Raw genomic sequence first — 26,716 nt, forward strand, 5'->3', positions numbered from 1 at the left:
GCCCGGAATCCTCGATGATCTTCGCGGAGCGAGGTGTCCGTGTCCCTTCCGGTCTTTCTCATCGACGGCGCGGCGCTGCGCGGTTCCGACCGGGTCACACTCGACGGCGACGAGGGCCGGCACGCCGCCGTCGTCCGGCGTATCGGTGTCGGTGAGCGAGTGCAGCTCACCGACGGTGCCGGCCAGTCCGCGCGGTGCGTCGTCGTGGCCGCCGACCGGACCGGTCTGACCTGCCACGTCGAAGAACGGCACGACGAGCCGGAGCCGGAGCCGCGGATCGTCGTCGTTCAGGCGCTGGCCAAGGGGGACCGGGGCGAGACGGCGGTTGAGACGCTGACCGAGGTCGGCGTCGACGAGATCGTGCCGTGGGCAGCGGAACGGTGTATCACGCGCTGGAAGGGCGACCGGGGCGAGAAGGCGCTGCGGAAGTGGCGCTCCACCGCGCGTGAGGCGGCCAAGCAGTCTCGCCGGCCGTGGTTCCCAGAGGTCAGTGAGCTGGCGTCGACATCTGAGGTGGCCGCTCGGCTGGAGCGGGCGGCCTTGGCGGTGATCCTGCACGAGGATGCGGACCACTCGGTCGCCACGCTCGACATTCCCGCCCGAGGTGAGATCGTCCTCGTCGTCGGCCCGGAGGGTGGGATCGCTCCGGCGGAGCTGACCCGGTTCGCCTCGGCGGGTGCCATCGCCGCGCTTCTCGGGCCGACGGTGTTGCGGACGTCTACCGCCGGAACGGTCGCCGCCGGAGTCGTCCTCGCTCGCACCCCGCGCTGGGCCCACCTCGGACCATGACCATGATCATGAACATTTACCGTTGATATCGCACGGTAAGTGTTCATGATCATGGAGTGGGGGCGACGGTGAACTGCTTGGTCTCGAAGTACGGGTCGCGTCCCTCTCCGCCGGAGGCGTCGTCTTCGCTGACCGTGATCTCGTATGTGCCCGGCTCCAGGTCGCCCAGATCGATGCTGTACGGGGAGAACACGAAGGCCTCTTCGGTCATCGTGTTGCCCGAATCGATGACCTCGCCGTCCCGGCGCAGTTCCCACACCGCGGTCGCCTCGAAGACGGCGGCCACACCCTCGACGGTGACCGGGCTGGTCACGTCGGACCCGTATCCGGGGTTGTCGATCTGGACCAGGTAACGCACGTCGACCTGGTCGTCCCGGGTCACCGGTTCGGAGAGATCGAGCCGTCCGAACAGGTTCTCCGGCGGTTCGCCGTCCACCAGGACCCGCACGGGCAGCGCGCCGTCGACGCCATCGATGAGGTGGCTGGCCGTCGCGGTCGCCGTGTAGACGAGTTGTTGCACGGCCAGTTCGGCGTCCTCCGCGCCGGCAGCGAGCTCCACCGGCGATGCCAGGTTCACCTCGATGACGTCATCGACCACCTCGACCGAGAGCACCTCGACCGGTGCCCAGGGCGTCTCGTACCGGGGGTCGAACGACGGGCCGTTCAGTGCCTGATGCACCGCCGTCACGAGCGCGTTCTCCGGTGTGTTTACGCGCTGCCATTCGCGGGTGATCCGACCGTCCACCACGTAATAGACGGGAAGCGCGTAACCGTCGGCGGCCATGTACACCTCGTCCGGCCCGGCTGAATCCTCTTCGGTTGCCGAGCTGTCCTCACTGTCGTCGCCGCCGCCCGTGTCGTCCGACGGTGGCTGAGTGTCTGCCTCCGTATCGGCGCCGTCGCCAGGGGCGGTCTCCTCCTCAGACTCCTCCTGTGCCTGGTCCTCGGGCGCGTCCAGGGCCATGTCGCCGTCCTGATCGGTGTCGTCCGTGGCGTCAGGGGCGTCCTCGACAGTCGATTCGGAATCGGTCGGGGAGTCGGCGGGGCTCACGGACAGATCGCCCTGGTCCGTTCCGAGCGTGTTGATCGCGATGACGACGGCCGCGGCCGTGGCGACGGCGGTGACCGCGCCACCCACGACGATGGGCCGGCGCCACCAGGCGACGCGCGCCGTGCGGCGCCGGATCTGTGCCAGTGCGTCCGCGGACGGGGTGACCTTCTCGGCCTCCGCATGGAGTGCGGCCCGGAGCCGCTCCTCCTCATCGCTGTAGTTCTCGTTCATCTCATTCATCGTCTTCGCCTCCTTTCCGCCGGCCGTCACGACCACGACGCGAGCAACGGACGCAACGCCGCGAGCCCGCGGGACGCGTGGCTCTTCACCGCGCCGTTGCTGATCTTCATCGCGGTTGCGATCTCCGACTCCGAGAGCCCGCCGTAATACCGCAGGACGAGCGTCTCCCGCTGCCGTGGCGGCAGCTCGCGGAGTGCCCGGATGACGGCGTCGCCGGCGGCGCCGGCCAGAGCCGTCTGCTCCGCGCTGGGAGCATCCGGTGGTCGGTCCTCCGGATGCCGGTCGGCCACTTTGCGGCGCCGCTGCACGGAGCGGGTGCCGTGCACCACCGAGGTCCGGAGATACGCCACCGCCTTGTGTGGATCGTGCAACTTGCGCCATCGACGATGGAGCGCGACGAAGGCGTCCTGCACCACTTCCTCAGCGACGGCTTCGTCCCGGAGAAGGAGCGTGGCCAGCCGAACCAGGCCGGCGTAGTGCGCCGTGTAGAGCTCGGTGATGGCCGCGTCGGGGTCCGACGCGGTGTCCGTCTCGCGGTTGCTGTCCTCCACCACATACTCCTACCGACGCGTTCAAGCCGACTTGGGTTTACCTGGATATCGCCTCTGTGCGCAAGCGCTTCGCCGCGGCTGAGACTACGCGCCGCGCCGGGCCGTCGAGTCGCCTTCGACGTTCGGCAGCGTGCGCCCTACGATGCAGCCATGAAGACCGATGACGACTGCCTGTTCTGCAAGATCGTCGCGGGGGACATACCCGCGACGGTGGTGCGTGAGTCCGCGCGGACCGTGGCGTTCCGTGACATATCGCCGCAGGCCCCGACGCATGTGCTGGTGATTCCGAAGGAACATTACCGGGACGCACCGGAACTGGCATCGGCGGATCCCGCGGCGTTGGCGGAGGTGGTGAGCGAGGGCGCCGCGGTCGCGGAGGCCGAGGGTCTCGGCGCGTTTCGGCTGGTGTTCAACACGGGCGCGGAGGCGGGGCAGTCGGTCTTTCACACGCACGCTCACGTCCTCGGCGGACGCACGATGCAGTGGCCTCCCGGGTGAGAAATCCGCTCCAGGTTGTCGGCGTGCGCGGGTACGATGGGCACATCAGTAGCTGTCGTATGCGGCAATGGGAAGCGCCCTCGGGTGGCGCGGCCCGGGGCCGCAACCGAGACCGGAGGGTAGTGTGATCGGGGCCCGTGAGGGCCGGCCCATGACCGAAGTAGACAGGGCCCCGGACAGGGCCCAGCACACGATCGTTGTCCCAACGAGTATTCCGATGGTGAGCTTGCTCGGATCCGGGGACGAGCTCATCCGCGTGGTCGAAGACTCGTACCCCGAGGTCGATGTTCATGTGCGGGGCAACGAGATCACGCTGACCGGCCAATCCGACGAGATCGCTGAAGCCGAGCGTGCCATCGACGAGATGGTCGCCGTCGTCCGGACCGGCCAAGGGCTGAACGCGGAGGCGGTCGAGCGCCTGGTCGCGATGCTCCGCGCTCGCACGGCGGAGCGGCCGGTCGATGTCCTCACCGCTAACATCCTCTCCAACCGTGGCCGCACCATCCGGGCCAAGACGCTGAACCAGAAGCGGTACGTCGACGCGATCGACCAGCACACCATCGTGTTCGGCATCGGTCCTGCGGGCACCGGAAAGACGTACCTGGCGGTGGCCAAGGCGGTGCAGGCGCTGCAGGCCAAGCAGGTCAACCGGATCGTATTGACCCGCCCCGCGGTCGAGGCGGGCGAGCGGCTGGGTTATCTGCCCGGCACGCTGAGCGAGAAGATCGACCCGTACCTGCGGCCGCTGTACGACGCGTTGCACGACATGATGGATCCCGCGTCGATTCCGCGCCTGATGACCGAGGGCACCATCGAGGTGGCACCGTTGGCGTACATGCGCGGCCGGACGCTCAACGACGCGTTCGTGATCCTGGACGAGGCGCAGAATACGTCGCCGGAACAGATGAAGATGTTCCTCACCAGGCTGGGTTTCGGGTCGAAGATGGTGGTCACCGGCGATGTGACCCAGGTCGACCTGCCGACCGGCACGTTCAGCGGGCTCAAGGTGGTCGAAGGCATCCTGGCCGGCGTCGATGACGTCCATTTCTGCCGGCTGTCCAGCCACGACGTGGTCCGGCACCGGCTGGTCAGCGACATCGTCGATGCCTACGCCCAGTACGACGCGGACCAGGCGGCCGGACACACGAATACCCGGCAAGGTGGCCGCGGGCGCGATCGGGACCGTCAGCGTTCTTCCGGGAGACGTCAGTGACCATTGAGGTCAACAACGAGACCAGCAGCGACGTCGACGTCAAGGCCCTGTCTGATCTCTCCCGGTTCGTGCTGGACCGGATGCGGATCCACCCCGAGGCGGAAATGGCGATCCTGCTGGTCGACACGGACACGATGGAAGAGCTGCACGTGCAGTGGATGGACGAGCCCGGCCCGACCGACGTGCTGTCCTTCCCGATGGACGAGTTGCGGCCGCCGCCGGAAGGAGGCGAACCGGTCTCCGGGTTGCTGGGCGACGTGGTGCTGTGCCCGGAGGTGGCCGCCGCACAGGCTCGGGGAAGCGGTCACAGTACCGAGGATGAGCTGCACCTGTTGACCACTCACGGCATCCTTCACCTGCTCGGCTACGACCATGCCGAGCCGGAGGAGGAGCGAGAGATGTTCGGGTTGCAGAACACGCTCCTCGCCGACTGGAAATCCGCGCGAACGGCCTAGGGATGAACGGAGCTGAGTGGCTGCTCGTCGCAGCGGTCGCGCTCGTCCTGGTCGCCGGGGTCTTCGCCATGGCCGATGCCGCGCTGACGGCATTCTCCCGTGTTCGTGCCGACGCCCTGGTCAAGCAGGGCCGCCGTGGTGCGAAGGCGCTGCAGAAGCTGGTGATCGACCCGGCGCCCGCGCTGAACACGGCGTTGTTGTTGCGGATCGCGGCGGAGATCACCGCTGTCGTGGTGGTGACCGTGGTGGCGGTCGAGCAGTTCGACACCAGGTTCGGCACGGTGCTGGTCGCGGCGCTGGTGATGCTGGTGGTGTCCTTCGTCGCGATCGGCGTCGCGCCGCGCACGCTCGGCCGTCAGCACGCTGAGCCGGTGGCACTGGTGTTGTCCGGTCCCCTGCTCACCCTGACTCGCGTGCTGGGCCCCATCCCGAGGCTGCTCATCGTGCTGGGGAACGCGCTCACCCCGGGGAAGGGCTTCCGGGAGGGGCCGTTCGCCACCGAGGCGGAGCTGCGGGAGATGGTCGACCTGGCCGAAGCGGGGCAGATCATCGAATCCGGTGAACGGGAAATGATCCACTCGATCTTCGAACTGGGCGATACCGTGGTGCGCGAAGTCATGGTGCCGCGGACGGACGTGGTCTTCATCGAGTCGTATAAGACCTTGCGCCAGGTGGAGTCGTTGGCGCTGCGCAGCGGGTTCAGCCGGATCCCTGTGGTGGGCGAGGGCGGCCTCGACGACATCGTGGGCATGGTCTACTTCAAGGACGTGGCGCGCAGGCTGCACGATGACCGGGATGCCGAGACCGTCGAACGCGTGGATTCGGTGACCCGCCCCGCGCTGTTCGTGCCCGACTCCAAACCGGTCGACGATCTGCTCCGGGAGATGCAGGCCCAGCGGACGCACGTGGCGATCGCCGTGGACGAATACGGCGGCACGGCCGGGCTGGTGACCATCGAGGACATCATCGAGGAGATCGTCGGTGAGATCACCGACGAGTACGACACCGCCGAGGAGACCGTGCAGGTTCTCGACGACGGGGCAGTCCGGGTGAGCGCTCGGTTGCACGTCGACGACCTCGGCGAGCTGTTCGGGATCGAGTTGCAGGACGAGGACGTCGACACCGTCGGCGGTCTGCTGGCCAAGCATCTGGGGCGGGTACCGATCTCGGGAGCACAGATACAGGTGGGGGAGTTGCATCTGGAAGCCGAGGACACCACCGGCCGCCGGAACCGGATCGGTACCGTCAAGGTCCGGCGCACGCACGAAGAGTCCGGAGCGTGAGCCGACGTAGTCGTCGTCGACCGTGATGAGAGTATGGCGCCGTGAGTGAGTCGGAGAGAACGATCGACCCGGAAGATGCGAAGATCATCACGCTGGCGCGCAGCGTCCGGGCGCGCAATCGCGCCGCGGAGGGGGCAGCGGTGCGGGATCTGGACGGCCGCACGTATACGGCCTCGTCGGTCGGGCTGGCCTCGCTGCCGTTGACCGCGCTGCAGGCCGCGGTGGTCGTTGCGGCCTCGAGTGGCGCGCAGGGCCTGGAAGCGGCGGCCGTGGTCACCGAGCGTGCCCCGGACGACGTCGACGTGACCGTGGTGGCGGACCTTGGCGGCGCAGGAACGCCGGTGCATGTCGCCGCACCGGACGGGACCCCGATCTCCACCCGGCGGGCGTGACGCCGGTCCTGAGAGCGAGCGCCGCGAAATGGGGCGAGCGATGGGTTTCCGGCGGGTAAAGCTAGGAATGGTATGAGTGTTTGATCTTCCCTCGGCGAGGGCACTGTTCTTGATGGCCGTGGTGCGTTAACGTGCGGCAGTGTCCTGTGCGACGGGAGCATGAGCGGCAGGGCGTTCGACCGGACTGGAGATGTGCTGATGAACTTCTGTGGAAACTGCGGCGCGCGTGCGACGGGGACGCCGTACTGCGCCAATTGTGGTCAGCCGATGACCACACAGCCGGCCGGCGGGCAGCCACCCACCGGTCCGGCCGCGGCTGGTCCGGGAGGAGGTCAGCCGGAGAGTCCGCAGCCGGGTCCGGGGCCGCAGGGACCCGCGCAGCAGCCGCCTGCGCAGCAGCCCGTCGGACCGCAGCCCGGCACGGCTCCGGCGCAGCCGGCGCCCGGTCAGCCGGTGCCTGGCCAGCCGGGCGCGATGGCACCAGGGGCCGCGCAGCAGTATCCAGGGGCGTACGGCGGGCAGCCGGCGGCGGCGCGCCCGAACCCGTTCGCGTCGATCCCCGTCTTCGACTACGTCCGGGACGCTCTCGCCCTGCTGTTGCTGTTGATCCCGCTCGGCATGGCGTGGGATTTCGAGGACAACGCGACCGGCAAGGTGTACGTCATCCTGGTCACGTTGCTCTCCGTGGTATCGCTCTCGTTGCCGTATCTGCGTGCCGTCAACGTCCTGCCGCCGACGCTCGGCGCGGCCCAATTGCGGCTCGTGCGATTGCTCGCGAACGCCCCGTACCTGATCGTGGTGCTGCTGACCCTGGTGCTCGGCTATCTCGGTGACACCACGTTGCGGGGCACCGATGTGGGGGACGGCGTCGGCGTCGGCGTCGTGATCGGTCTCGCCGGTGCGCTGCTCGCCGCCCAGGCTCGCGCCTCCGAACAGGACGCGAGCACCACGGACGGCATGCTGTGGCGCTCCATCACCCTGGGGCTCGCGGGGCTCGGCGTCCTCTGCGGCATCGTGAGTGCGGTCATCTTCCTCATCGACTTCGGCGACGTCTACGAGTGGAGCGAGATCGTCGTCCTGTTGCTCAGCGTCGTGTTCTTCGTGGGAGTACCGGCGCTGGCCGCCGCGGGACTGCTGCGCGGGCAAGCGGCATGGCGGGACGTCGCCATCGTCCTCGGCGTGGTCGGTCTGATGATGTCGTTCTGGGCACTCGGTGCGGACGAGACCATCGGCGAGAGCTGGTGGCTGCGATTCCAGGGCCCGGAGTTCCTCTTCTGGCCGGCCATCGGGGTGGCGGCCGCCGCACCGAGCGTAGCGGCGCTGATCCGCCCCGAGGCCGGGGCGCGGCGCTGGATCGGTATGGCCCTGCGGCTACTGGAGACCGGCGTCGTGATCGCGGTCCTGTCCATCGCTCTCTACGCGTTCACGCTGATCGAGAACGAGGATGCACGTGGCGCGTACATCACCGTGCTCGTGTTCTCCCTTTTCGCTCTGGCGGCGTTCCTGGTCGCCCGGCAGGCTCTGACCGCCGACGCGCGGGCGGGACGGCCCGTGGCGGTCGGCGTCGCCGGCGCGCTCGTCATCATCGGTATCGTCATGGCGACGGTACTCGGCAGCTCCGACGCTGCCCAGGTGGCCGTCGGATCGGCTACCGTGATTAGCGCGTACTTCGTCTTCGCGGTGGCTCTGGTGATCGCGTTGACGGTGCCGAAGTCGGTCCGCGACGAACTCGGTGCGTTCTCCTTCGGCCAGGCCTCGCTCAATGGTGGTGCGGGCCAGCAGACGATGGCCGGCGGCCCGGGCGTGGCTCAGCCCGGTGGGCCCGGGTATCCGGCCGGTGGGCCGGCGGCCGGTGCGCCCGGCCCGTATGGACCCGCGTCGTCGGGTGGTGCCGCGCCGGCTCAGGCTTGGCCGCAGGCGGGCACGCAGCAGCCCGCGGCCGGAGAGGAACGTCCGCGCACGTCCAGCGTCGACGAGACCGCCGGGGCGGCGGCGCAGGCCGAGCAGGCGACGGGTGCACCGCACGACGCGGTGGAACCCGCGTCCGCCGAGGTCGAGGAGGACTCGACGGCGACGCAGGCGGAGTCCGGCGAGCAGCCGGGTCGCGACGAGAGTGACCAAGCCGAGGCGGCAGACGCACAGCCGGGTATGCGCACGGAGGACCGCCCGACCCAGGTCTTCGCGGCGACCACCGGGGAGCCCGGCACCGAGCCGGAGACCGGCGCTGGGCCGGAACAGACAGACGGTGAGTCGGAGACGCAGGTCCTGCCGTCTACCGCGCAGTCGCCTTCCACCACCGGCGACCAGGCCACCGAGGTGCTCGGCACGGGCACGCCGGCACAGGTGCCGGAGGCCCCGCAGCCGGAGGGGACCGCGTCCGGCTTCACCGCGGAGATGGCGTCCGATCCGAACACGCCGCTGCAGACGCTGGCCGACATCGCTCAGAAGGAGCCGGCTCTCCGGCCGCTCGTCGCGCTGAACCCGTCGGCGTACCCGGGCCTGCTGGAGTGGCTGGCACAGCTGGGCGACCCGGCCGTCGATCACGCACTGCGACGTCGGCAGCAGTGACGACGCCGGGTAGACGGTGACGGCCTTCAGCGACGAGGCGGGCGGCCCGGACGGTTACCGCTCCGGGTTCGCCTGCTTCGTCGGACGGCCGAACGCGGGCAAATCCACGCTGATGAATGCCCTGGTCGGCGAGAAGGTGGCGATCACGTCAAGCCGTCCGCAGACGACGCGGCACGCGATCCGTGGGATCGTCCACCGGGACGACGGCCAGCTGGTTCTGGTCGATACGCCCGGCCTGCATCGCCCGCGGACGCTTCTCGGTCAGCGGTTGAATGACCTGGTCCGCACCACCTGGGCCGAGGTGGACGTCATCGGGATGTGCATCCCCGCGGACGAGCGCGTCGGTCCGGGCGACCGGTTCATCGCCGGTGCGATCGCGGAGATCGCTCGGACCCCGAAGGTGGCGGTGGTGACCAAGATCGACACCATCACTGAGGCGCAGCTCGCGGAGCAGCTCAGCGCGGTGGCGGCGCTCGGCGCGGACGCCGAGATCGACTGGGCCGAGGTGGTGCCGGTGTCGGCGCAGACCGGCGCCCAACTGGATCTGTTGGCCGGTCTGCTACTGGATCAGATGCCGCCGGGTCCGCCGCTCTACCCGGAGGGTGAGCTGACCGACGAGCCGGAGGAGAAACTCGTCGCTGAGCTGATCCGGGAGGCGGCGCTGGAAGGGGTCCGGGAGGAGCTGCCGCATTCCATCGCCGTGGTCGTCGAGGAGATGATCCCGCGCGAGGACCGGCCCGAGGACCGGCCGCTGCTCGACGTGCACGTCAACATCTATGTGGAGCGCGACAGCCAGAAGTCGATCGTCATCGGCCGCAAAGGCGCCCGGCTGCGTGAGGTCGGTACCCAGGCGCGGCAGCACATCGAACGGCTGCTCGGCACGCCGGTCTACCTGGATCTGCACGTCAAGGTCGCCAAGGACTGGCAGCGCGACCCGAAGAAGCTCGGCCGGCTCGGCTTCTGAGCGGTCGGCTTCTGAGCGGTCCGCTTCCGAGCGGCAGGACCGCGCCGGGATACGTCGCCGGGAGTACGGCCGACTGCGCCGCCTGACGGACGACCGTACCGCTGTTCGACGGCACCCTCGAACCATGAGGCTTTCCCGTAACGTCCGAAAGTTGATGTTGTTCGTGCACACCGCGGCATCTGTTGGTTGGTTCGGTGGCGCCGCCGTACTGCTCATCCTTCTCAGCGGTGTGGTGACCGGCGACCTGCGCCCTGAGTCGGCGTACCCGGCCGCGGAGCGCGTCGGTGCCGTGCTGGTGGTCCCGCTCAGCCTGTTATCCCTCGGCAGCGGCCTGTGCCTGGCCGTGGGAACGCATTGGGGTCTGTTCCGGCACGCGTGGGTGGCGGTGAAGCTCGTCACCACCGCGGCGATGGCGACGCTCGTGCTGCTCGTGCTGACTCCCGAGCTGCGGGTCGCGGCTGAGGCCGGCGCCACGCTGCCCGTCGATGAGCAGGGAGGGTTGATGATCGGCCCGTCTGTCTCCTGCACACTGCTGTTGATCAACGTGGCGCTGAGTGTGTACCGGCCTGGCCGGTCGCGTGCCGCGCGGCAGGCTGGTAAGGTTCGTTCTCGTGCGGCGCTTCGGCCTCCTGCTTAGCTGCCGCGGTGAGGTTCGCTAGACCGGCTCCCTCGCCGCGGTGAGTTTGCGCTGCCGGTCGTGCATGTCTCGACCGCATATCAGGAGCCTTTCACCATGAATTCCGCTGACCCCGCCACAGTCTGGCCGCCCGTACAGCAGCCGTCCCGCATGCCGGTGCACCGGTACACGCCGTTCCACCAGCAGATCGCCGTCGAGCTGCCGGATCGAACCTGGCCCACCCGGCGAATCGACACCGCGCCCGCCTGGTGCGCCGTCGATCTTCGGGACGGCAACCAGGCGCTGATCGATCCGATGAACGCCGAGCGCAAGATGCGCATGTTCAAGCTGCTGGTCAAGATGGGCTACAAGCAGATCGAGGTCGGGTTTCCGGCCGCCAGCCAGACCGACTTCGACTTCGTACGGGAGCTGATCGAGGGCGAGCACATCCCGGACGACGTCGCCATCCAGGTGCTGACCCAGTGCCGGGACGCGTTGATCGAGCGGACGTTTCACTCGCTGCGCGGCGCCAAGCAAGCTATCGTACATCTGTACAATTCCACGTCCATCCTGCAGCGCCGGGTCGTCTTCGGTCTGGACCGCGACGGCATCACGGACATCGCCACCAACGGAGCGCGGGTCGCGCAGAAGTACGCCGAGTCGATCACCCCGGACACCGAGATCTACTGGGAGTACTCGCCGGAGTCTTACACCGGCACCGAACTGGAATACGCCGCGGAGATCTGTGGCGCCGTGGCCGACGTCTTGCAGCCCACCCCGGACCGGAAGATGATCGTCAACCTTCCGGCCACCGTGGAGATGGCGACGCCGAACGTGTACGCGGACTCGATCGAGTGGATGCACCGGAACCTTCCGCACCGCGAATCCATGATCCTGTCGCTGCATCCGCATAACGACCGCGGCACCGCCGTGGCCGCGGCGGAGCTCGGCCTGATGGCCGGGGCCGACCGGGTCGAGGGCTGCCTGTTCGGCAACGGCGAGCGCACCGGCAACGTCTGCCTGGTCACGCTGGGCATGAACCTGTTCACGCAGGGCATCGATCCGCAGATCGACTTCAGCGACATCGACGAGATCCGGCGGACCGTCGAGTACTGCAACCAGCTGGCGGTGCCGGAGCGGCACCCGTGGGGCGGCGACCTGGTCTACACCGCGTTCTCCGGCAGCCATCAGGATGCGATCAACAAGGGCCTGGACGCGTTGGAGCGCGCCGCCAAGGACGCGGGCACGGCTGTGGACGACTTCGGCTGGGAGGTGCCGTACCTACCGGTCGATCCGAAGGACGTCGGGCGCAACTACGAGGCCGTGATCCGGGTCAACTCGCAGTCCGGCAAGGGTGGCGTGGCCTACGTGATGAAGACGGAGCACCAGTTCGACCTGCCTCGCAGGCTGCAGATCGAGTTCTCTGGCGTGGTACAGGCGTTCACCGACGGCGAGGGCGGGGAGGTCGATCCCGGGAAGATGGGGGAGATCTTCGCGGCCGAGTACCTGGATCGCACCGCGCCGCTGAAGCTGAACTCCGTGCACACCTCGTCGGCGGCCGGCGAGCGCGACACGCTCGAGGTCGGTGTCTACGTCGATGGCGAACGCCGCACCCTGACCGGTACCGGCGACGGTCCGATCGACGCCTTCGTGAACGCACTGTCGACCGTCGGATATGACGTTCGCGTGCTGGACTACGCCGAACACGCCATGACGGCCGGCGCCGATGCGCGGGCCGCGGCGTATCTCGAGTGTTCGGTGGCCGGGGATGTGTACTGGGGCGTCGGTGTCGATGCGAACATCGTCACGGCCTCACTCAAGGCGGTCGTCAGCGCCGTCAACCGCGCTGCCGCAGCCTGATCCGTCCGGTGATCATCGACCGCTGGCAGGGCCGCCGATAGCCGGTGCAGCGGTCGGTGATCACCGGTGGAATGCTGACGTGGGCTGTCAGGGTTTGCTGGCACTGTTGACGCATGACTGCCACATCGAAACAACTGTCCGGCCGGGTCGCGCTCGTCGCGGGCGGGACCCGCGGTGCCGGCCGTGGAATCGCGGTCGAGCTGGGGGCCGCCGGCGCGACCGTGTACGTCACCGGGCGGAGCACACGTGCACAGCGTTCGGAGATGGACCGTCCAGAGACCATCGAGGAGACCGCTGAGCTGGTCACGGCGGCGGGCGGGCGGGGCATCGCCGTACAGGTCGACCATCTCGAGCGGGACCAGGTCCGGTCCTTGGTGGAGCGTATCGAGTCCGAGCAGAACCGGCTTGACGTGCTGGTCAACGACATCTGGGGCGGGGAGCTGCTGTTCAGCTGGGAGGACAAACTCTGGGAGCACTCGCTCGACGACGGCCTGCGGATCCTACGGCTGGCAGTGGACACGCACATCATCACCAGTCACTATGCGTTGCCGTTGCTGGTCAAGCGGCCGGGCGGGCTGGTGGTGGAGATCACCGACGGCACTCTCGAGTACAACTCGGCCAACTACCGCGTCTCCTTCTTCTACGACCTGGCCAAGGTCTCGGTCAATCGGATGGCGTTCGCGCAGTCCAAGGAGCTGGCGGGGTACGGGTGCACGGCGGTGTCCCTGACGCCGGGCTGGTTGCGATCGGAGCTCATGCTCGAGCATTTCGGCGTCACCGAGGCGAACTGGCGCGACGCGGTGGAGAAGGTCCCACATTTCGCCATCTCCGAGACGCCGGCATACGTGGGACGAGCGGTGGCCGCGCTCGCGGCCGACCCTGAGGTGCACCGGTGGAACGGTGACTCCCTCTCCAGCGGACAACTTGCCCAGGCGTACGGCTTCACCGATGTGGATGGCAGCCGTCCGGACGCGTGGCGCTATCTGGTGGTGGTGCAGGACGCCGGCAAGCCCGCCGACGTCACCGGTTACCGCTGATCTCTGCGGCTACCGGCGACGTCACGGTCACGTGCCGTCCGTGACGTCAGCGGCCGTCGGTGACGTCAGTGGCCGAACGTGCCGTTCAGTAGCCGACCTGTGTGTCGACGACGTTGCGCAGGGGGCGGCCGTCGGTGAAACGTGCCAGGTTGTCGACGAAGATATCGAGGCCTCTCTGGCGTGTCGCCGCCGTCGTCGCGCCGTTGTGCGGAGTGATGATCACGTGAGGCAGGTCCCAGAACGGGCTGTCCGGGGGCAACGGTTCGTTCCCGTGTGCGTCCAGGCCGGCCCCGGCGATCCACCCCTCGCGCAGCGCCGTCAGCAGGGCGTCGTCGTCGACGATGCCGCCGCGTGAGAAGCAGACGAAGCACGACGTCTCCGACATCGCGGCGAACTCGGCCTCGCCGAACATACCTGCCGTGTCAGGGGTGTACGGTGCCGTGACCACCACGAAATCGGATTCGTTCAGAACGTCGTGCAGGCGATCCGGGGGATAGATGCGGTCGACGCCAGGCACCGGCAGATGCGCGCGGCGCCTGACGCCGAGCACGCGCATGTGGAACGCCGCGGCTTTGGCGGCCAGATCGCTGCCGGAGTGACCGAGGCCGATGATGCCGCACGTCAAGCCGTTCAGCTCGCCGTGCTCGAACCGGTCCCACCGGTGTTCGGCTTGGGCGCGCAGCCACCGCGGCGCGTCTCGGTTGAGCATCAGCATGAGCAGCATGGCATGCTCAGCCAGGGGTATCGCACCGTTGCCCGCGGACGAGGTCAGCGTGACGGAGGTGGCCGACAGGGCGTCGGTCAGTTCGTGATCGACACCGGCCGCCCAGCTGTGCCGCCAGATCAGGTTCCGTGCCCGGGCCAGCAACTCGTCATCGAGGTCACCGGCGACGACGGTCGCTCGCTCCACCAGATCTGGCCGGTCGCGCGCCGACTGCACGAACTCGACAGGCGCATCGCCTGCGGCGCCGCGGATCCGCTCCCGTTCCGCCTCACCGTGCCGGCCGGCCACCAGGACGAGCCCGCGGCGGTCATCGGCTTCCGGCCTCCGCTCACCGTTCTTGATCTGGCCCGGAGAGAACGATGACCTCGAATAGCCCGAAGGCAGGGATATCGACGACGAGCTCGTCGCCCGCACCGCTGCCGCCATCGGCGAGGTCGACGGGGTTCACGGTGCAGGGGCGATCGGCGACGAGGGCGTGAGCGGTGGCGCCGGGCTCGGTTGCCTTGACGCGGAGCCGACCACCGTCGACGGGGATCGGCGGCCCGACGGTGTTCCTCCGGACACCGCTGAGGTTGATCAGGTGGACGACGAGGCGCCCTGCTGAGCGGTGCACCACCATCTCGACGTGCTCGGGAAGGTCCGCCTGCGCATCGTCGGAGCCGTCGAGCAGCTCGCCCGCGAGATCGACGACGGTGTCCCGCACCGTGGTCAGCCCGAGGTCACGGTACGTGCGGCCGATCGTCCACGGCACCACGGCGGCCCGGCCGCGGCCGTGGTTCGCGAGCGCGTACCCCGGGTGGGGGAGGGACGGGTGACCGTGACACTTCTCAGGAGGTCCGTATGGTGCCTGGCCGAGCAACGTGAGCCGGGTCCGTGCGTCGTCGTCCCACGCCAGATAGTGGTATGCCCCGTGGACGGGCAGAACGGGAGCCGCATACGCGGCGGGTATGCCGTCGTCGGGGGCCCGATGCCCGGCCGGCGTCGGAAGGCTCTCGTCGGGGCCGGCCTGCGTCGGCTCGGGGCCGGCCTGCGCCGGCTCGGGGGCGACGTACACGCCGAAGAGCCGTTCGGGCCCGGCGTGGACGGCTTCGCGGCGGGTGGCGGGCAGGCAGCCGAGCTGGACGGCGTCGTCGGTGATGGCGGACGATCCGGTACACAGCACGGCGCCGCCGCGTTCGACGAACGCGTCCAGAGTGGCGACCGTGTCCACCGGCAGCGACCCGAGGTCAGGGAGGATCAGTAGCGCGTATCGGTCTAGGCCACCGCTTCCGGCGATATCGTCGATGTGCCGTCGAGCGATCACATCGAACGGTAGGTGACGTTCCTGCAGGGCCGAATACAGCCCGTGGTACTCGGCCGTGGCCTCGGCATACCGGTCGGGGTCCTGGTGCTGTCGATCCGGCTGCACCAGGGCGGTGCGAGCGGCGGGCGTCAGGTCGGCGTAGATCTCGTCCCAGCGGCGGTGGAAGCGAGTGATCTCGCCCGCGATGTCCAGGCACGGGTACGGAATGTCGCCAGGCACGCCCATGATGTAGGTGGAGGGGTTCGCGCCCCGGGAGATCGCCTGGACCAGGTACTGGGCGAAATGATCGGGTTCTTCGCCGGCCATCCGGTACGGCATGTCGATGAAGGCGACGGCGTTGACCAGCACCGGGACCTCGGGCCGGTGCGAACGGAACGCGCTGACCGCCTCGGCGGTCGCATGCGGCCAGAGCTGCCGGCCGATCGCGTTGTTCGCTTCGTGGAACATGATGTCCGCGGATTGCCCGAGGATGAGGCCCGCGTCGGGCCGGCGGCCGGCTATGTGTTCGCGGATGCGGCCGGTGAGGGTGTCGATGGTCTCGGCGACGAACCGCCGCCACAGGTCGTACGACGCTGCGTCCGGCCCGGTGGGCAGGGCGGCACCTGCACCGAACTGGGCGAACGCGCGTGCGCAGGACGAGCAGTGGCAGGGCCCGTGGTAGGTGCGGCTGTAGTCCACTTCGTTGAAGCCGAACCAGTTGAAGAAGAAGCCGTCCACGGGGTAGCGATCGATGACCTCGTCCAGGATCTCGAAGGTGCGGCTCTGGTAGTACTCCCCGCTGGGGCAGACGCTCACCAGGCCGTTGTAGTGCTGCAGGTGCCCGGTCGCCGAGGTGAAGCACCATTCCGGATGCTCGGCGGCGATGCGCTGGGTGACCTTGGAGAAATCCATCCGGGCCAGCAGCCGTACGCCGCGTGCGTGCGCGGCTGCGACGGCATCGCCGACCAGGTCGCCGCTGGGCCGCTGGGCCAGGTAGGGGTTGCGGGTCTGGAAACCCAGGTCGGTCGGGTAGAAGGAGAGGATCCCTCCGGCGTTCAGCAGCCACGTGTCGGCGCCGTGCGCCTCGACCGTGTCGAGGACGGTTTCGACGTCGAGCCCGGCGTCGATCTCGCGGAGGTTGGTCTGGAACATGCGGAACGGCCGGTGCCACCAGGGGCGTTGAGCGGGAGCGGCCGGTTGCGGGGTCTGGGGCGACGTGATTCGCACGGTCTGTCCGCACCTCGGTGGGTTGGAGCGACGGGTCGGGACGATCGGCGGGTTGGGGGACCAGGTCGAGCCTTCATATTGGTCAAACCACCTTGCCAATTTGCGAGCATAGAGCCGGGCGTCGAGCCGTGTCAATGTCGGCGACGCGCACAGGCGCGGTGCGGCGGGGCGATCGCGTTGAACGGCGTAGCGCCTGGTGTCCTGGTCGCAAACAGGGCGAATGGTCAGGGTATGGTGGAGCCGCGCGCCAATGCCGTACGGGCCAGGAGAGCGAGGGAGGATCGCATCAGGTGGTTCAACCAGATGCTGCCGCATTCCGCGCCGTCGAGCGGTCCAAGGTCTACACCTCCGTCGTCGACCAGATCCTGGCGAGCATCAGGTCGGGGCGGTTCCCGCCGGGTAGTTCCTTGCCTGCGGAGCGTGTCCTCGCAGGTCAGCTGCACGTCAGCCGTGGGTCGCTGCGGGAGGCCATCCGCGTTCTCGAGCATGCGGGGGTGCTGGACGTCCGGACTGGCAGCGGCACCTACGTCACCGAGCACAGCGGATCCAGCGCCACCATGTTGCGTGCCCAGGCCGCCGTCATCGGGGAGCACAGCCCGCTCGATCTGATCGTGGCGCGGGCGGCGATCGAGCCGGTCTGCGCGGAACACGCGGCGACCTCGCGCCACCCGAGCGACCTGGAGGCGATCGAGGAGACCGTCGAAGAGCAGGCTCGGCTGACCGCCGCCAGGGAGGACGCCGCCGAGCCGGACCGGGCGTTTCATCTTGCCGTAGCCGAAGCGTCGCACAACAGCGTGCTGCTCGCGCAGCAGCGGATGCTCCTCGACCTGACGCAAGAGCAGATGTGGAGCGAACTCAAGCACCGCTCACGCAGCCGGGAACACGCCGCGGAGCAGTACCTGGACCATCATCGACTGGTGCTGCGGGCGATCCGGCAGGGCGATGCGCGCCGCGCTCACCAGATGATGGCGATGCACATGAGCGCCATCGAGACCGCCCTGATCGCCGAGGTCGAGGCAGCCGACCCCTCCCATGATCATGAACAGTAACCGTTCACATAGCACGGTTACTGTTCATGATCATGGGGAGGTGGGGGTGAGTGGGGAAAGGTTGACGTGGGCCGATCCAGGCCTCTAGCCTCGCTGTTGGCCAAGCGGTTGGACCAATTTCGCTCCAGGAGTCTCATGGATACGTCGCGCTACGCCGTCAACTGCTCGATCCTGCTGGCGGATCGCCCCATTCCGGATCGTCTCGCCGCCGTCAAGAGGGCCGGTATCGAGGCCGTCGAGTTCTGGTGGCCGTTCGCCACGGCCATGCCGGACGATGCCGAGGTGGATTCGTTCATCGCGGCCGTACGGGCGTCGGGCCTGCGGCTCGTCGGGCTGAACCTGTTCGCCGGGGACATGCCCGCCGGTGACCGTGGCATAGCGTCCTGGCCCGGGCGTGAGAAGGAGTTGCTGGCCAGCGCACGGATCGCGGCTCGTATCGGCGACGAGCTCGGTTGCCCGGCGTTCAACACCCTCTACGGGAACCGGCTCGACGGGGTTCGGACCGACGAGCAGGACGCGCTGGCCGAGCGCAACCTGCGCGAGGTCGCCGACGTGCTGGCCGAGATCGGCGGCACGGTACTGGTCGAGCCGGTCAGCGGGGCCGACGCTTATCCGCTGAAGAGCGCGGACGACGCCGTCGCGGTCATCGAACGGGTCGGCGGTGCGGGCGCGGGGCCGTCGAACCTGGGTCTGCTGCTGGATGTCTACCACCTTTCCGTCAACGGCGACGACGTGCCGGCGGCCATCGAACGGCACCGCTCCCGCATCGCCCATGTGCAGATCGCCGACGCGCCGGGCCGAGGCTTCCCCGGGAGTGGCGACCTGCCTCTGCGCACCTGGATCGATGACATCACCGCCGGTGGGTACGGCGGCTGGATCGCGCTGGAGTACTCCAGCGACGACGCTGACCCGCTGGGCTGGCTCGCACACGGAAACGACGACGGAAGGAACCTGCGATGACCACGATCGGATTCATCGGACTGGGCGTGATGGGCGCGCCGATGGCGGCCAATCTGGTGAAAGCCGGTTACGAGGTCACCGGCTACAACCGGAGTCCGGCCAAGGTGGAGGCGTTCCGGGCGGCCGGCGGCCGCGGTGCCGCGTCGGTGGCCGAGGCGGTGGACGGTGCCGAGGTGGTCATCACGATTCTTCCGGACTCGCCGGACGTCGAGCAGGTGGTGCTCGGCGAGGACGGAGTCCTGGCGCATCTGGCCACGGGCGCGGTGCTGATCGATATGAGCACCATCCGGCCTGACGTGGCCCGCGACGTCGCCGCCGCAGGGTCCGCGCGTGGGATCCGCGTGCTCGACGCCCCGGTTAGCGGCGGCGAGCAAGGCGCGATCGACGCGACGCTGTCCATCATGGTCGGCGGCGCCGACGACGCGTTCCGTGCGGCCAAGCCGGTACTCGACGCGATGGGCTCCACCGTGGTGCACGTCGGGCCGGCCGGTGCGGGACAGACGGTGAAAGCATCGAATCAGCTGATCGTCGCGGGTGTGCTCGAGCTGGTGTCGGAGGCGCTCGTGTTTCTGGACGCGCACGGCGTGGACCGCCAGCGCGCGGTAGAGGTCCTGGCGGGTGGACTGGCCGGGAACGCCATCCTGGACCGGAAGGCCGCGGGCATGCTCGAACGCCGCTTCGACCCCGGGTTCCGGGTAGACCTGCACCACAAGGACCTGGGTATCGTCACCGCCGCGGCTCGGGAGGCCGGCGTCGCGATCCCGCTCGGTGCACACGTGGCCGGGTTGATGGCGTCGCTGCGTGCGCAGGGGCACGGTTCGCTCGACCACTCGGCCTTGCTGCTGCAGGTGGAGCAGCTGTCCGGGCGGGCGGGCGCGGACGACACCTGACGTCCACGAGTGTGGCTGAGCGGCGGGGTGTCCCGCCGCTCATACTGAATGAACGTCCGGCGACCGGTCGCCCTGGGCCGGTCGCCGGAAGACCGGTCCCCGGGGCCGATCGCAGGCCGATCGCTCGGTCCGTTCGTCTCTCGCCGCGGTACGGCCGGCGCTGCGGTGACGAAATCGGCAGGACGTGACCACATATGCCCTCGTCGGGTACCTGTGCCTCGTGCGCACGTGCGCGGCCGCGACCTGCGGATCAGGGTCTCCGGCCAGGTGCGGTCACTCGCAGCGGAGCCGTCGTCACGGTGGCTGCTCTCGCCGCCACCGTGGGCTCGTCCGTCGTCGCCGTATGGCGACTCCTCTCGTCCGTGCGGCTCTTGTCGTCGGTGTGTGAAGACTCCTCTCGTGGTCACGTGGCGATCGCTGTCAACTCCCCAATCTGGGCGCCATGCTCTGGTGATCTCCTGTAAGTCTTGAAATCTTGTCAGACAATATGTCTATACTCTCCGCACAGTGTGAGCGGCCGCTCCGCGACCCGACGCCCCGGCTTGGGACTGTGCCGGTGGCCCCGAACAAGGGAGAGCAGATGGCGCTGGATGTGACGGCGGGCGAGATCTCGGCGAGCGGTGCGGTGTTGAGGACGCCGGACTGGCACCTCACGGCCACCCGTTGGACCCAGCTCACGCTGGTGGAGAACGACCCCGTCAACTTCGATCCCGAGTTCTGGATCGAGGTGATGCGTAGGACGCGGTCGAATGCGGCGTGTATCAGCGCGGGCGGCTATATCGCCTTCTATCCGACGAAGATCCCGTATCACTACCGCAGCGCCTATCTCGGTGATACCGACCCGTTCGGCGCGCTGGTCGAAGGGGCTCGCCGGCTCGGCATGCATGTCATGGCGCGTGTCGATCCGCATGCCGTCCATGCCGACGCGGCCGCCGCGCACCCCGAGTGGCTGGCGCTCACCGCCGACGGGACGCCGATCGAACACTGGGGTTATCCGGACATCTGGCTGACGTGTCCGTTCGGGCCGTACAACCGGGAGTTCATCACCGAAGTGGCTCGCGAGATCGTCAGTACCTACGACGTCGACGCCATCTTCGCCAACCGATGGCAAGGGCACGGGATCTCGTACAGTGAGGCGGCACGCCGGAGCTTCCGGGACGAGACCGGTTTCAGTCTTCCCGAGGGTGAGCACGACGGCCGAGACCCGGCCTGGCGTGCCTATGCCGACTGGCGCCGCCGCAAGCTGAGCGAGCTGGTGGGCATCTGGGACAACGCCGTCAAGGACATCCGGCCGCACGCCCGGTTCATCCCGAACCTCGGTGGTGTCACCGCCCGGGACCTCGACCGGGAACTGGTGGAGAAGCACTACCCGATCTTCTTCATCGACAAGCAGGGCCGGTCCGGCGTGGAGGTGCCCTGGTCGGCGGGGCGGAACGGGAAGCGCAGCCGGGCGATGTTCCGCGACCGGCCGGTCGGTCTGATCACCTCCGTGGGGCCGGAGCATCACCAGCATCGGTGGAAGGACTCGGTGACGTCGGGTGCGGAGGTCTCGACATGGATCGTCGACGGCTTCGCGCATGGCGCCTTTCCCTGGTTCACCAAGTTCAACGGCACCGTGTCGGATCCGCGCTGGGTGCAGCCCGTCGCGGACGCGTTCCGGCTGCACGCCCAACTGGAGCCACACCTGTCGTCGATGCGGATCACGGCCGACGTCGCACTGTTCGAGCCCACGACGTCGACCGGGCCGTCGAGTGGTTCAAGCGGGCCGTATGCGCACGAGAACGGCTTCTACCATGCGTTGGTCGAGGCGAGGATCCCGTTCGAGTTGGTGTCCGATCAGAACCTGACGGATGAGGAGCTCGCGCGGTTCCGCGTGCTCGTGCTGGCCAACGCGGAGCGTCTCACGGATGAGCAATGCTCGACCATCAGGGAGTTCGTCCGCGCCGGGGGAGGCCTGGTGGCGGCCCACCACTCGTCGCTCGGCGATGATCTCGGGGCCCGTCGCTCCAACTTCGGGCTCGCCGACGTCTTCGGTGTCGACCTGGAACGCCCGGCGCGTGGCCCGGTGAAGAACAACTACATCGCGATCACGGCCGACCATCCGATCAGCGACGGGTATGGCGGGGCGTCACGGATCATCGGTGGCACCGAGCTGATCCACGTCGAGGAGCGGCCCGGCACTGTCGTCCCGTTCAGGTTCGTGCCGGACTTCCCGGATCTGCCGATGGAGGAAGTGTACGCGCGGGCGGAACCGTCGCTGCCGGCCGTCGTCGCGCACGAGCCGCCCGGCGGTGGCGGTCGGTCGGTCTATCTGCCGTTCAACGTCGGATCGCTGTTCTGGGAGGAACTGCAGCCGGATCACGGCCGGCTGATCGCGAACGCCGTGCGCTGGGCGTCGGCCGCGCCGGACCGGGTCAGGGTCGACGGTCCCGGCCTGATCGACGTCGCCGTCTGGGAAGGGGCGGGAGAGCTGGCGGTCGTCGCGGTGAACCTGACCAACCCGATGGCGATGAAGGGGCCGATTCGGGAGATCGTCTCGGTCGGCCCGATCCAGGTGGCGGTGCGATTGCCCGTCGGCGTGAGCGGTGCCGACGCGCGATTGCTCGTCGCCGACACAGGGGCCGAGGTCGAGATCGCGGCCGCCGAGGGCGGACAGGAGGGCGCGGACGGTGGCGGCCTGGTTGCCACGGTAACGATGCCGAGCGTCGAGCTGCTGGAGGTTGCGCGGCTCTCGTGGCGGCGGGCATAGGGTGCCACCGAAGGTCAACTTGTCAAACAAGTATTCACGAACTATTGACTTACAAGTTAGCGCAGTGAAACACTGGCGAGCACGTCATACGTGGTCGCGGCCCACGCCGATAACGGCGGCGAACTCAAACAACCACCAACGAGGGAGTTGTGATGAGCACCATGGATCGACGCACGTTCCTCAAGACCACGGGCGCAGGCGCCTTGGGTGCCACGGCGTTGCTGTCAGCATGTGGAAGCGACGACGGCTCGGCGCCGGGTGGGCCGACGTCCGTCCGTTACGCGTGGTGGGGCAACAACATCCGGCAGCAGAACTACACCACGGCGCTGGAGCTGTTTCAGGAAGAGCATCCCGACATCACCATTGAGACCGAGTTCGCCGAGTACACCGCTTTCCAGGAGCGTATGACCACGCAGATGGCCGCACGGGACGTGCCGGACATCTTCTGGATCGCGTCCGCCCAGGTGATGACCTACGAGAAGAACGGGCTCTACCGCTCGCTGGAAGGGCTCGACGCCCTCGACCTGTCCGACTTCAGTGACCAGGACATCGAGTTCTTCAAGCTCAACGGCGAACTCAACACGATGCCGCACGGCTCGTTCGTTCCGGTCGTCCGGTACAACCAGACCTACCTGGAGGAGGACGGGTACGAGCTGCCCGGCGACGCGGATTGGACCTGGGAGAATCTGGCGGACTTCCTGATCGATTACAACGACAACAACCCGAATGGACGTCGAGGCCTCCCGTACGACGCCGATCACGACATCAGCTTCGAGGCCTGGTTGCGCCAGCACGGGCAGCAGCTGTGGACCGAGGACGGCGAGATGGGTTTCGACGCGGAGGCACTGGCCGGCTGGTTCGAGTGGTGGGAGCGGCTGCGTACGGCGGGTGCCGCGCTGTCCATTAGCGAACAGGACGGGATCGGCCCGGACTGGGCGGAGGTCGGCGAGCGGGTTCTGGTGAAGTTCGGCAGCTCCAACCACATCATCGACGAGGCTCAGGTCTTTCCCGACTCCACGTTCAAGCTGCGGCCCGCGCCGGCCATCCCGGACGCAGCGGCCGGGCACAAGTTCATCTACTACCCGCGGCTGGCCGTCTATCAGGGGATCGACGACGCGCAAGCGCAGGCGGCGGCCAGCGTCGTCAGCTTCAACATCAACAGCGTCGACTTCCTCAAGACGGTCGGCCTCACCATGGGCGCGCCGCCGAACCCACGGCTGCTCCAGGAAGCCTACGAGTTCGCCAGTGACGACGAGCAGGAGATGCTCGCCGTCGTGGAATCGGAGACCGACGCCGAGCGGAGCCCGCGGTACGAGGCACCGGCCGGCACGAGCACCTGGCGCACCGTGATGTCCAGGGCAGCTGAGGAGATCGCGCTGGAGCGCAGCGGGATCGCGGAGGCGTCCGAGGCGATGATCGCGGAGATCCAGGCCGGCATCGACCAGGAGAAATGAGGCCGGGGAAGATGGCACGCCGGATACGTCACGGCGCGGGGGTGCGCGACGCCTCCGCGCCGGCCAGCGCCGCATCGGACCCGGACGACGCGGCGTCGTCGGGCAATCCGACGGCGGAGTCGTCGGGCACTCGGGCCGCGGCGTCGGGTTCGGGCCGGAAATTCCACCTCCGCCGGCAGGGGCGGGCCGCGCACGTCTTCCTGCTCCCGTGGCTGCTCGGATTCGGCCTCGTGACGTCGGTGCCGCTGTTCGCCTCGCTCTATCTCGCGTTCACCGACTACAACGTGCTGAGCAGCCCGCGGTTCACCGGGCTGTCGAACTTCGAGCGGATGCTCTCCGACGACCGCTTCTGGGCGGCGGTCTCGGTGACGGCGCGGTACGTCTTCATCTCGGTGCCCCTGCAGCTTGGATTCGCACTGCTGCTGGCGCTCATCCTGGACCGTGGGCTGCGCGGGCTGGCGTTCTACCGGGGCGCGTTCTATCTGCCGTCGCTGCTGGGTAGCAGTGTCGCGGTGGCGATCCTGTGGCGGGAGATCTTCGGCCACGACGGGCTGGTCAACGATGCCCTGGCCTGGTTCGGCATCGAGGGGCAGAGCTGGCTGCAGAATCCGTCCACCGCACTGTCCACCCTGATGGTGCTGAACGTCTGGACGTTCGGATCACCTATGGTCATCTTCCTGGCCGGGCTGCGGCAGATCCCGGAGGACCTGTACGAGGCGGCACGGGTGGACGGCGCGTCGAAGATCCGTCAGTTCACTCACGTCACGATCCCGCTGCTGACGCCGATCATCTTCTTCAACCTCATCCTGCAGACGATCGGATCGTTCCAGGCATTCACCCAGGCGCACATCATCAGCGGCGGAACCGGCGGTCCGGTCGACTCGACGCTGTTCTACACGCTGTACCTGTACCAACAGGGTTTCAACTCGTTCAACATGGGCTACGCGTCCGCTCTGGCGTGGGTGCTGATGCTGGCGATCGCCGTCGTCACCGCTATCCACTTCTTCCTGTCCAAGTACTGGGTCTTCTACGGAGACGACTGATGGCCACCATGCTCGCCGAAAGCCGTGCACGCCGCGCAAGCCGCCCACCGTCGTCGTCGCACGTGGTGCGCCGTCGGCGGAACGCCGTGTTCAAACATGCCGGCTTGTGGGTGTTCATGATCGCGATGATCTATCCGCTGATCTGGATGGGCGTGAGCTCGTTCAAGCCGGGGAACCTGGTGCTGTCCGAGCCCGGCCTGATTCCCAGCGAGGTCACGCTCGAGAACTTCACCGAGGGCTGGAACGTGCTGAACCGGCCGTTCTCGGTCTTCTTCGTCAACTCGCTGATCGTGACGGTCGGCTCCATCGTCGGAAATCTCTTCTCCTGCTCCCTCGCCGCCTATGCGCTGGCCCGGCTGCAATTCAAGGCGCGGAAGGTCTACTTCGCGATCACCCTGGCGTCGGTGATGCTGCCGATGCACGTGTTGGTCATCCCGCAGTACATCTTCTTCTCCGAGCTGGGCTGGGTGAACACGTACTTCCCGCTGCTCATCCCGAAGTTCCTGGCCACGGATGCGTTCTTCGTCTTCCTGATGGTGCAGTTCATCCGGACGATCCCCCGTGACCTGGACCGGGCCGCGTGGATCGACGGCGCCGGGCCGTTTCTCACCTTCTGGCACGTGATCCTGCCGCTCATGCGGCCGGCGCTGGTCACCACGACGATCTTCACGTTCATCTGGACCTGGAACGACTTCTTCACGCCGCTGATCTACCTGACGTCGGTGGACATGTACACGGTCCCGGTCGCGCTGAGCTCGATGGTGGACTCGGAGACGCAGAGCGGGATCGGGATGCTGTTCGCGATGTCCCTGCTGTCGCTGATCCCGGTGATGCTCTTCTTCGTCTTCGCCCAGCGCTACCTCATCCGCGGCATCGCCACCACCGGCCTCAAGTAGCCCGGCCCTAAATGATCATGTGAAGTAGGTTTCTTCGTGCCCCAACAGGTCTGCAGCCATGGTAGAGCGCGAGAAAACCTACTTCACATGATCATTTAGGAGTTTCGGAGGACTTGGCTTCGAGGCGGGCCAGGAGACGGTTCTGGGCTTGCTCGAGATGGTGGCCGATACGTTCGCGCGCCTGTTCCGGGTCTCCGGCCTCGATGCTCTCCAGGATCGCCGCGTGCTCCTCGGCCACGGTATTCGGGCTCGTCGTGCGGTGCGCCTGGAACTGGCCCATCGTCAGGTGCACTTCGCCCATGATGAGCTCGTGCATGCGGCTCAGCCTGCGGCTGCCGATGCCGGCCACCAGCGCCGAGTGGAACGCGATGTCCGCCTCGACCTGGTTCTCGAACACCTTGTCCCGGGCGGCGGTCTCCACCGCGGCCTGAGCCTGTGCGGCGTCGGCCGGAATGGACTTGTTCTCGGCCAGCACGGAGACGGCCGCGCTCTCTACGGTGCGCCGACTGAAGAACAGGTCTCTGATCTCATCCTGGTCCAGCTCCGGCACCACCGCCGTCTTATGTGCGGAGCGGCGGAGCAAACCGAGTGCCGTGAGCCGCTCCAGGCACGCCTTGGCGGTAGGCCTGGCGACGTTGTACTCGTTGGCGATCCGCTGCTCGGTGAGCTTCTCGCCGGCCGGAATCTCCCCGTTGATGATCCGCTTGCGCAACGACTCGTACAACGCATCGGTGAGGGACGACGGTGCGAGTGTGAAGCTGCCCTGTTGACTCACGCGTTCAATGGTGCCACAGGTGCGACATAGACACATAAACTTGTGTGACACGCTAACCGGTGATGCAGTATGGCGACGGCGTTGACCGTCGCGCGCCGTCGGTGAGTCGACGCGAAATCTCTCCGGTGGCGATGTCATGTCAATGTCGCC

23 protein-coding genes are annotated in these 26,716 nt (G+C 67.9%); 18 read left to right on the plus strand and 5 right to left on the minus strand.

The genetic code is table 11. The annotated features are described in order from the left end of the window. The first annotated feature begins 39 nt into the window (after positions 1-39). Positions 40-789, plus strand: a complete 750-nt coding sequence (locus G1H10_RS06885) for a 16S rRNA (uracil(1498)-N(3))-methyltransferase (protein ID WP_163735333.1) — start codon at positions 40-42, stop codon at positions 787-789. Positions 790-838: 49 nt separating this feature from the next. Here the strand turns inward: G1H10_RS06885 and G1H10_RS06890 are convergent, their stop codons facing one another. Together G1H10_RS06890 and G1H10_RS06895 are read right to left on the minus strand one after the other, a co-directional pair. Then, positions 839-2,080, minus strand: a complete 1,242-nt coding sequence (locus tag G1H10_RS06890) for a Gmad2 immunoglobulin-like domain-containing protein (RefSeq protein ID WP_163734675.1) — start codon at positions 2,078-2,080, stop codon at positions 839-841. Between the two features lie 26 nt (positions 2,081-2,106). After that, positions 2,107-2,634 carry a SigE family RNA polymerase sigma factor gene (locus G1H10_RS06895; RefSeq protein WP_163734679.1) on the minus strand — a complete coding sequence of 176 codons (528 nt, stop codon included), beginning with the start codon at positions 2,632-2,634 and terminating at the stop codon, positions 2,107-2,109. A 147-nt stretch (positions 2,635-2,781) separates the two neighbouring features. Here G1H10_RS06895 and G1H10_RS06900 point away from each other — a divergent pair, with 147 nt between their 5' ends. From G1H10_RS06900 to G1H10_RS06945, 10 genes are all read left to right on the plus strand, one after another. After that, the gene (locus G1H10_RS06900) at positions 2,782-3,129 is read left to right on the plus strand and encodes a histidine triad nucleotide-binding protein (protein ID WP_163734681.1); all 348 of its coding nucleotides are present in this window, start codon (positions 2,782-2,784) and stop codon (positions 3,127-3,129) included. A 151-nt stretch (positions 3,130-3,280) separates the two neighbouring features. Further along, positions 3,281-4,342: a PhoH family protein gene (locus G1H10_RS06905; RefSeq protein WP_163734684.1), complete on the plus strand. Its 1,062-nt coding sequence runs from the start codon at positions 3,281-3,283 to the stop codon at positions 4,340-4,342. After that, the gene (ybeY, locus tag G1H10_RS06910) at positions 4,339-4,797 is read left to right on the plus strand and encodes an rRNA maturation RNase YbeY (RefSeq protein ID WP_163734687.1); all 459 of its coding nucleotides are present in this window, start codon (positions 4,339-4,341) and stop codon (positions 4,795-4,797) included. Before G1H10_RS06905 ends, ybeY begins: the two co-directional genes overlap by 4 nt. A gap of 2 nt (positions 4,798-4,799) precedes the next feature. Continuing rightward, positions 4,800-6,080 carry a hemolysin family protein gene (locus G1H10_RS06915; protein ID WP_163734689.1) on the plus strand — a complete coding sequence of 427 codons (1,281 nt, stop codon included), beginning with the start codon at positions 4,800-4,802 and terminating at the stop codon, positions 6,078-6,080. Positions 6,081-6,121: 41 nt separating this feature from the next. Beyond that, a complete protein-coding gene (locus G1H10_RS06920; RefSeq protein WP_163734691.1) occupies positions 6,122-6,472 on the plus strand; it encodes a cytidine deaminase-like protein in 351 nt (116 codons plus the stop codon). Between the two features lie 267 nt (positions 6,473-6,739). Further along, positions 6,740-9,040, plus strand: coding sequence for a DUF7937 domain-containing protein (locus G1H10_RS06925; RefSeq protein ID WP_163734693.1), 2,301 nt, complete (start codon positions 6,740-6,742; stop codon positions 9,038-9,040). Between the two features lie 16 nt (positions 9,041-9,056). Next, positions 9,057-10,004 (plus strand): GTPase Era, encoded by a 948-nt coding sequence (era, locus tag G1H10_RS06930; RefSeq protein ID WP_163734695.1) that lies wholly within the window; start codon positions 9,057-9,059, stop codon positions 10,002-10,004. Positions 10,005-10,128: 124 nt separating this feature from the next. Next, positions 10,129-10,641 carry a DUF2269 domain-containing protein gene (locus G1H10_RS06935; RefSeq protein ID WP_163734697.1) on the plus strand — a complete coding sequence of 171 codons (513 nt, stop codon included), beginning with the start codon at positions 10,129-10,131 and terminating at the stop codon, positions 10,639-10,641. A 96-nt stretch (positions 10,642-10,737) separates the two neighbouring features. Continuing rightward, positions 10,738-12,480 carry a 2-isopropylmalate synthase gene (gene leuA, locus G1H10_RS06940; protein WP_216852982.1) on the plus strand — a complete coding sequence of 581 codons (1,743 nt, stop codon included), beginning with the start codon at positions 10,738-10,740 and terminating at the stop codon, positions 12,478-12,480. Between the two features lie 113 nt (positions 12,481-12,593). Then, positions 12,594-13,517, plus strand: coding sequence for an SDR family oxidoreductase (locus G1H10_RS06945; RefSeq protein ID WP_163734699.1), 924 nt, complete (start codon positions 12,594-12,596; stop codon positions 13,515-13,517). Positions 13,518-13,602: 85 nt separating this feature from the next. On the opposite strand, the gene G1H10_RS06950 is transcribed toward G1H10_RS06945, so the two are convergent. Together G1H10_RS06950 and G1H10_RS06955 are read right to left on the minus strand one after the other, a co-directional pair. Next, entirely contained in the window at positions 13,603-14,655 is a 1,053-nt protein-coding gene (locus tag G1H10_RS06950; RefSeq protein WP_312856544.1) for a D-2-hydroxyacid dehydrogenase, read from the minus strand. Next, complete coding sequence (locus tag G1H10_RS06955) at positions 14,570-16,750, minus strand: beta-galactosidase trimerization domain-containing protein (protein WP_216852984.1); 2,181 nt, start codon at positions 16,748-16,750, stop codon at positions 14,570-14,572. The genes G1H10_RS06950 and G1H10_RS06955 overlap by 86 nt, the downstream gene beginning before the upstream one ends. Positions 16,751-17,040: 290 nt before the next feature. On the opposite strand from G1H10_RS06955, the gene G1H10_RS06960 reads away from it, so the two are divergent. The 7 genes from G1H10_RS06960 (at position 17,041) to G1H10_RS06990 (ending at position 25,791) form a co-directional block, all read left to right on the plus strand. Further along, positions 17,041-17,799 carry a FadR/GntR family transcriptional regulator gene (locus G1H10_RS06960; protein WP_163734703.1) on the plus strand — a complete coding sequence of 253 codons (759 nt, stop codon included), beginning with the start codon at positions 17,041-17,043 and terminating at the stop codon, positions 17,797-17,799. Positions 17,800-17,934: 135 nt separating this feature from the next. After that, positions 17,935-18,759 carry a hydroxypyruvate isomerase family protein gene (locus G1H10_RS06965; RefSeq protein WP_163734705.1) on the plus strand — a complete coding sequence of 275 codons (825 nt, stop codon included), beginning with the start codon at positions 17,935-17,937 and terminating at the stop codon, positions 18,757-18,759. Continuing rightward, the gene (locus G1H10_RS06970; RefSeq protein ID WP_163734707.1) at positions 18,756-19,649 is read left to right on the plus strand and encodes a 2-hydroxy-3-oxopropionate reductase; all 894 of its coding nucleotides are present in this window, start codon (positions 18,756-18,758) and stop codon (positions 19,647-19,649) included. Before G1H10_RS06965 ends, G1H10_RS06970 begins: the two co-directional genes overlap by 4 nt. Before the next feature lie 580 nt (positions 19,650-20,229). Continuing rightward, complete coding sequence (locus G1H10_RS06975; protein WP_163734709.1) at positions 20,230-22,398, plus strand: alpha-amylase family protein; 2,169 nt, start codon at positions 20,230-20,232, stop codon at positions 22,396-22,398. 152 nt (positions 22,399-22,550) lie between these two features. After that, entirely contained in the window at positions 22,551-23,852 is a 1,302-nt protein-coding gene (locus G1H10_RS06980; RefSeq protein ID WP_163734711.1) for an ABC transporter substrate-binding protein, read from the plus strand. A gap of 11 nt (positions 23,853-23,863) precedes the next feature. Continuing rightward, positions 23,864-24,895 (plus strand): carbohydrate ABC transporter permease, encoded by a 1,032-nt coding sequence (locus G1H10_RS06985; RefSeq protein ID WP_163734739.1) that lies wholly within the window; start codon positions 23,864-23,866, stop codon positions 24,893-24,895. 8 nt (positions 24,896-24,903) lie between these two features. After that, positions 24,904-25,791, plus strand: a complete 888-nt coding sequence (locus G1H10_RS06990; RefSeq protein WP_163735340.1) for a carbohydrate ABC transporter permease — start codon at positions 24,904-24,906, stop codon at positions 25,789-25,791. 91 nt (positions 25,792-25,882) lie between these two features. On the opposite strand, the gene G1H10_RS06995 is transcribed toward G1H10_RS06990, so the two are convergent. Next, positions 25,883-26,566 carry a GntR family transcriptional regulator gene (locus tag G1H10_RS06995; RefSeq protein ID WP_216852986.1) on the minus strand — a complete coding sequence of 228 codons (684 nt, stop codon included), beginning with the start codon at positions 26,564-26,566 and terminating at the stop codon, positions 25,883-25,885. Between the last annotated feature and the right edge of the window lie 150 nt (positions 26,567-26,716).

The sequence above is a fragment of the Phytoactinopolyspora halotolerans genome (assembly GCF_010550675.1).
GTDB lineage: Bacteria > Actinomycetota > Actinomycetes > Jiangellales > Jiangellaceae > Phytoactinopolyspora > Phytoactinopolyspora halotolerans.

Bases quoted from the DNA above. Each gene is read 5' to 3' on its own strand.
- leuA (WP_216852982.1), top strand. From the start codon at position 10,738: ATGAATTCCGCTGACCCCGCCACAGTCTGGCCGCCCGTACAGCAGCCG.
- G1H10_RS06905 (WP_163734684.1), top strand. From the start codon at position 3,281: ATGACCGAAGTAGACAGGGCCCCGGACAGGGCCCAGCACACGATCGTT.
- G1H10_RS06925 (WP_163734693.1), top strand. From the start codon at position 6,740: ATGACCACACAGCCGGCCGGCGGGCAGCCACCCACCGGTCCGGCCGCG.
- G1H10_RS06935 (WP_163734697.1), top strand. From the start codon at position 10,129: ATGAGGCTTTCCCGTAACGTCCGAAAGTTGATGTTGTTCGTGCACACC.
- G1H10_RS06990 (WP_163735340.1), top strand. From the start codon at position 24,904: ATGCTCGCCGAAAGCCGTGCACGCCGCGCAAGCCGCCCACCGTCGTCG.
- G1H10_RS06970 (WP_163734707.1), top strand. From the start codon at position 18,756: ATGACCACGATCGGATTCATCGGACTGGGCGTGATGGGCGCGCCGATG.
- G1H10_RS06900 (WP_163734681.1), top strand. From the start codon at position 2,782: ATGAAGACCGATGACGACTGCCTGTTCTGCAAGATCGTCGCGGGGGAC.
- G1H10_RS06890 (WP_163734675.1), bottom strand. From the start codon at position 2,080: ATGAATGAGATGAACGAGAACTACAGCGATGAGGAGGAGCGGCTCCGG.
- G1H10_RS06915 (WP_163734689.1), top strand. From the start codon at position 4,800: ATGAACGGAGCTGAGTGGCTGCTCGTCGCAGCGGTCGCGCTCGTCCTG.
- G1H10_RS06980 (WP_163734711.1), top strand. From the start codon at position 22,551: ATGAGCACCATGGATCGACGCACGTTCCTCAAGACCACGGGCGCAGGC.
- G1H10_RS06975 (WP_163734709.1), top strand. From the start codon at position 20,230: ATGGCGCTGGATGTGACGGCGGGCGAGATCTCGGCGAGCGGTGCGGTG.
- G1H10_RS06965 (WP_163734705.1), top strand. From the start codon at position 17,935: ATGGATACGTCGCGCTACGCCGTCAACTGCTCGATCCTGCTGGCGGAT.
- G1H10_RS06985 (WP_163734739.1), top strand. From the start codon at position 23,864: ATGGCACGCCGGATACGTCACGGCGCGGGGGTGCGCGACGCCTCCGCG.
- G1H10_RS06945 (WP_163734699.1), top strand. From the start codon at position 12,594: ATGACTGCCACATCGAAACAACTGTCCGGCCGGGTCGCGCTCGTCGCG.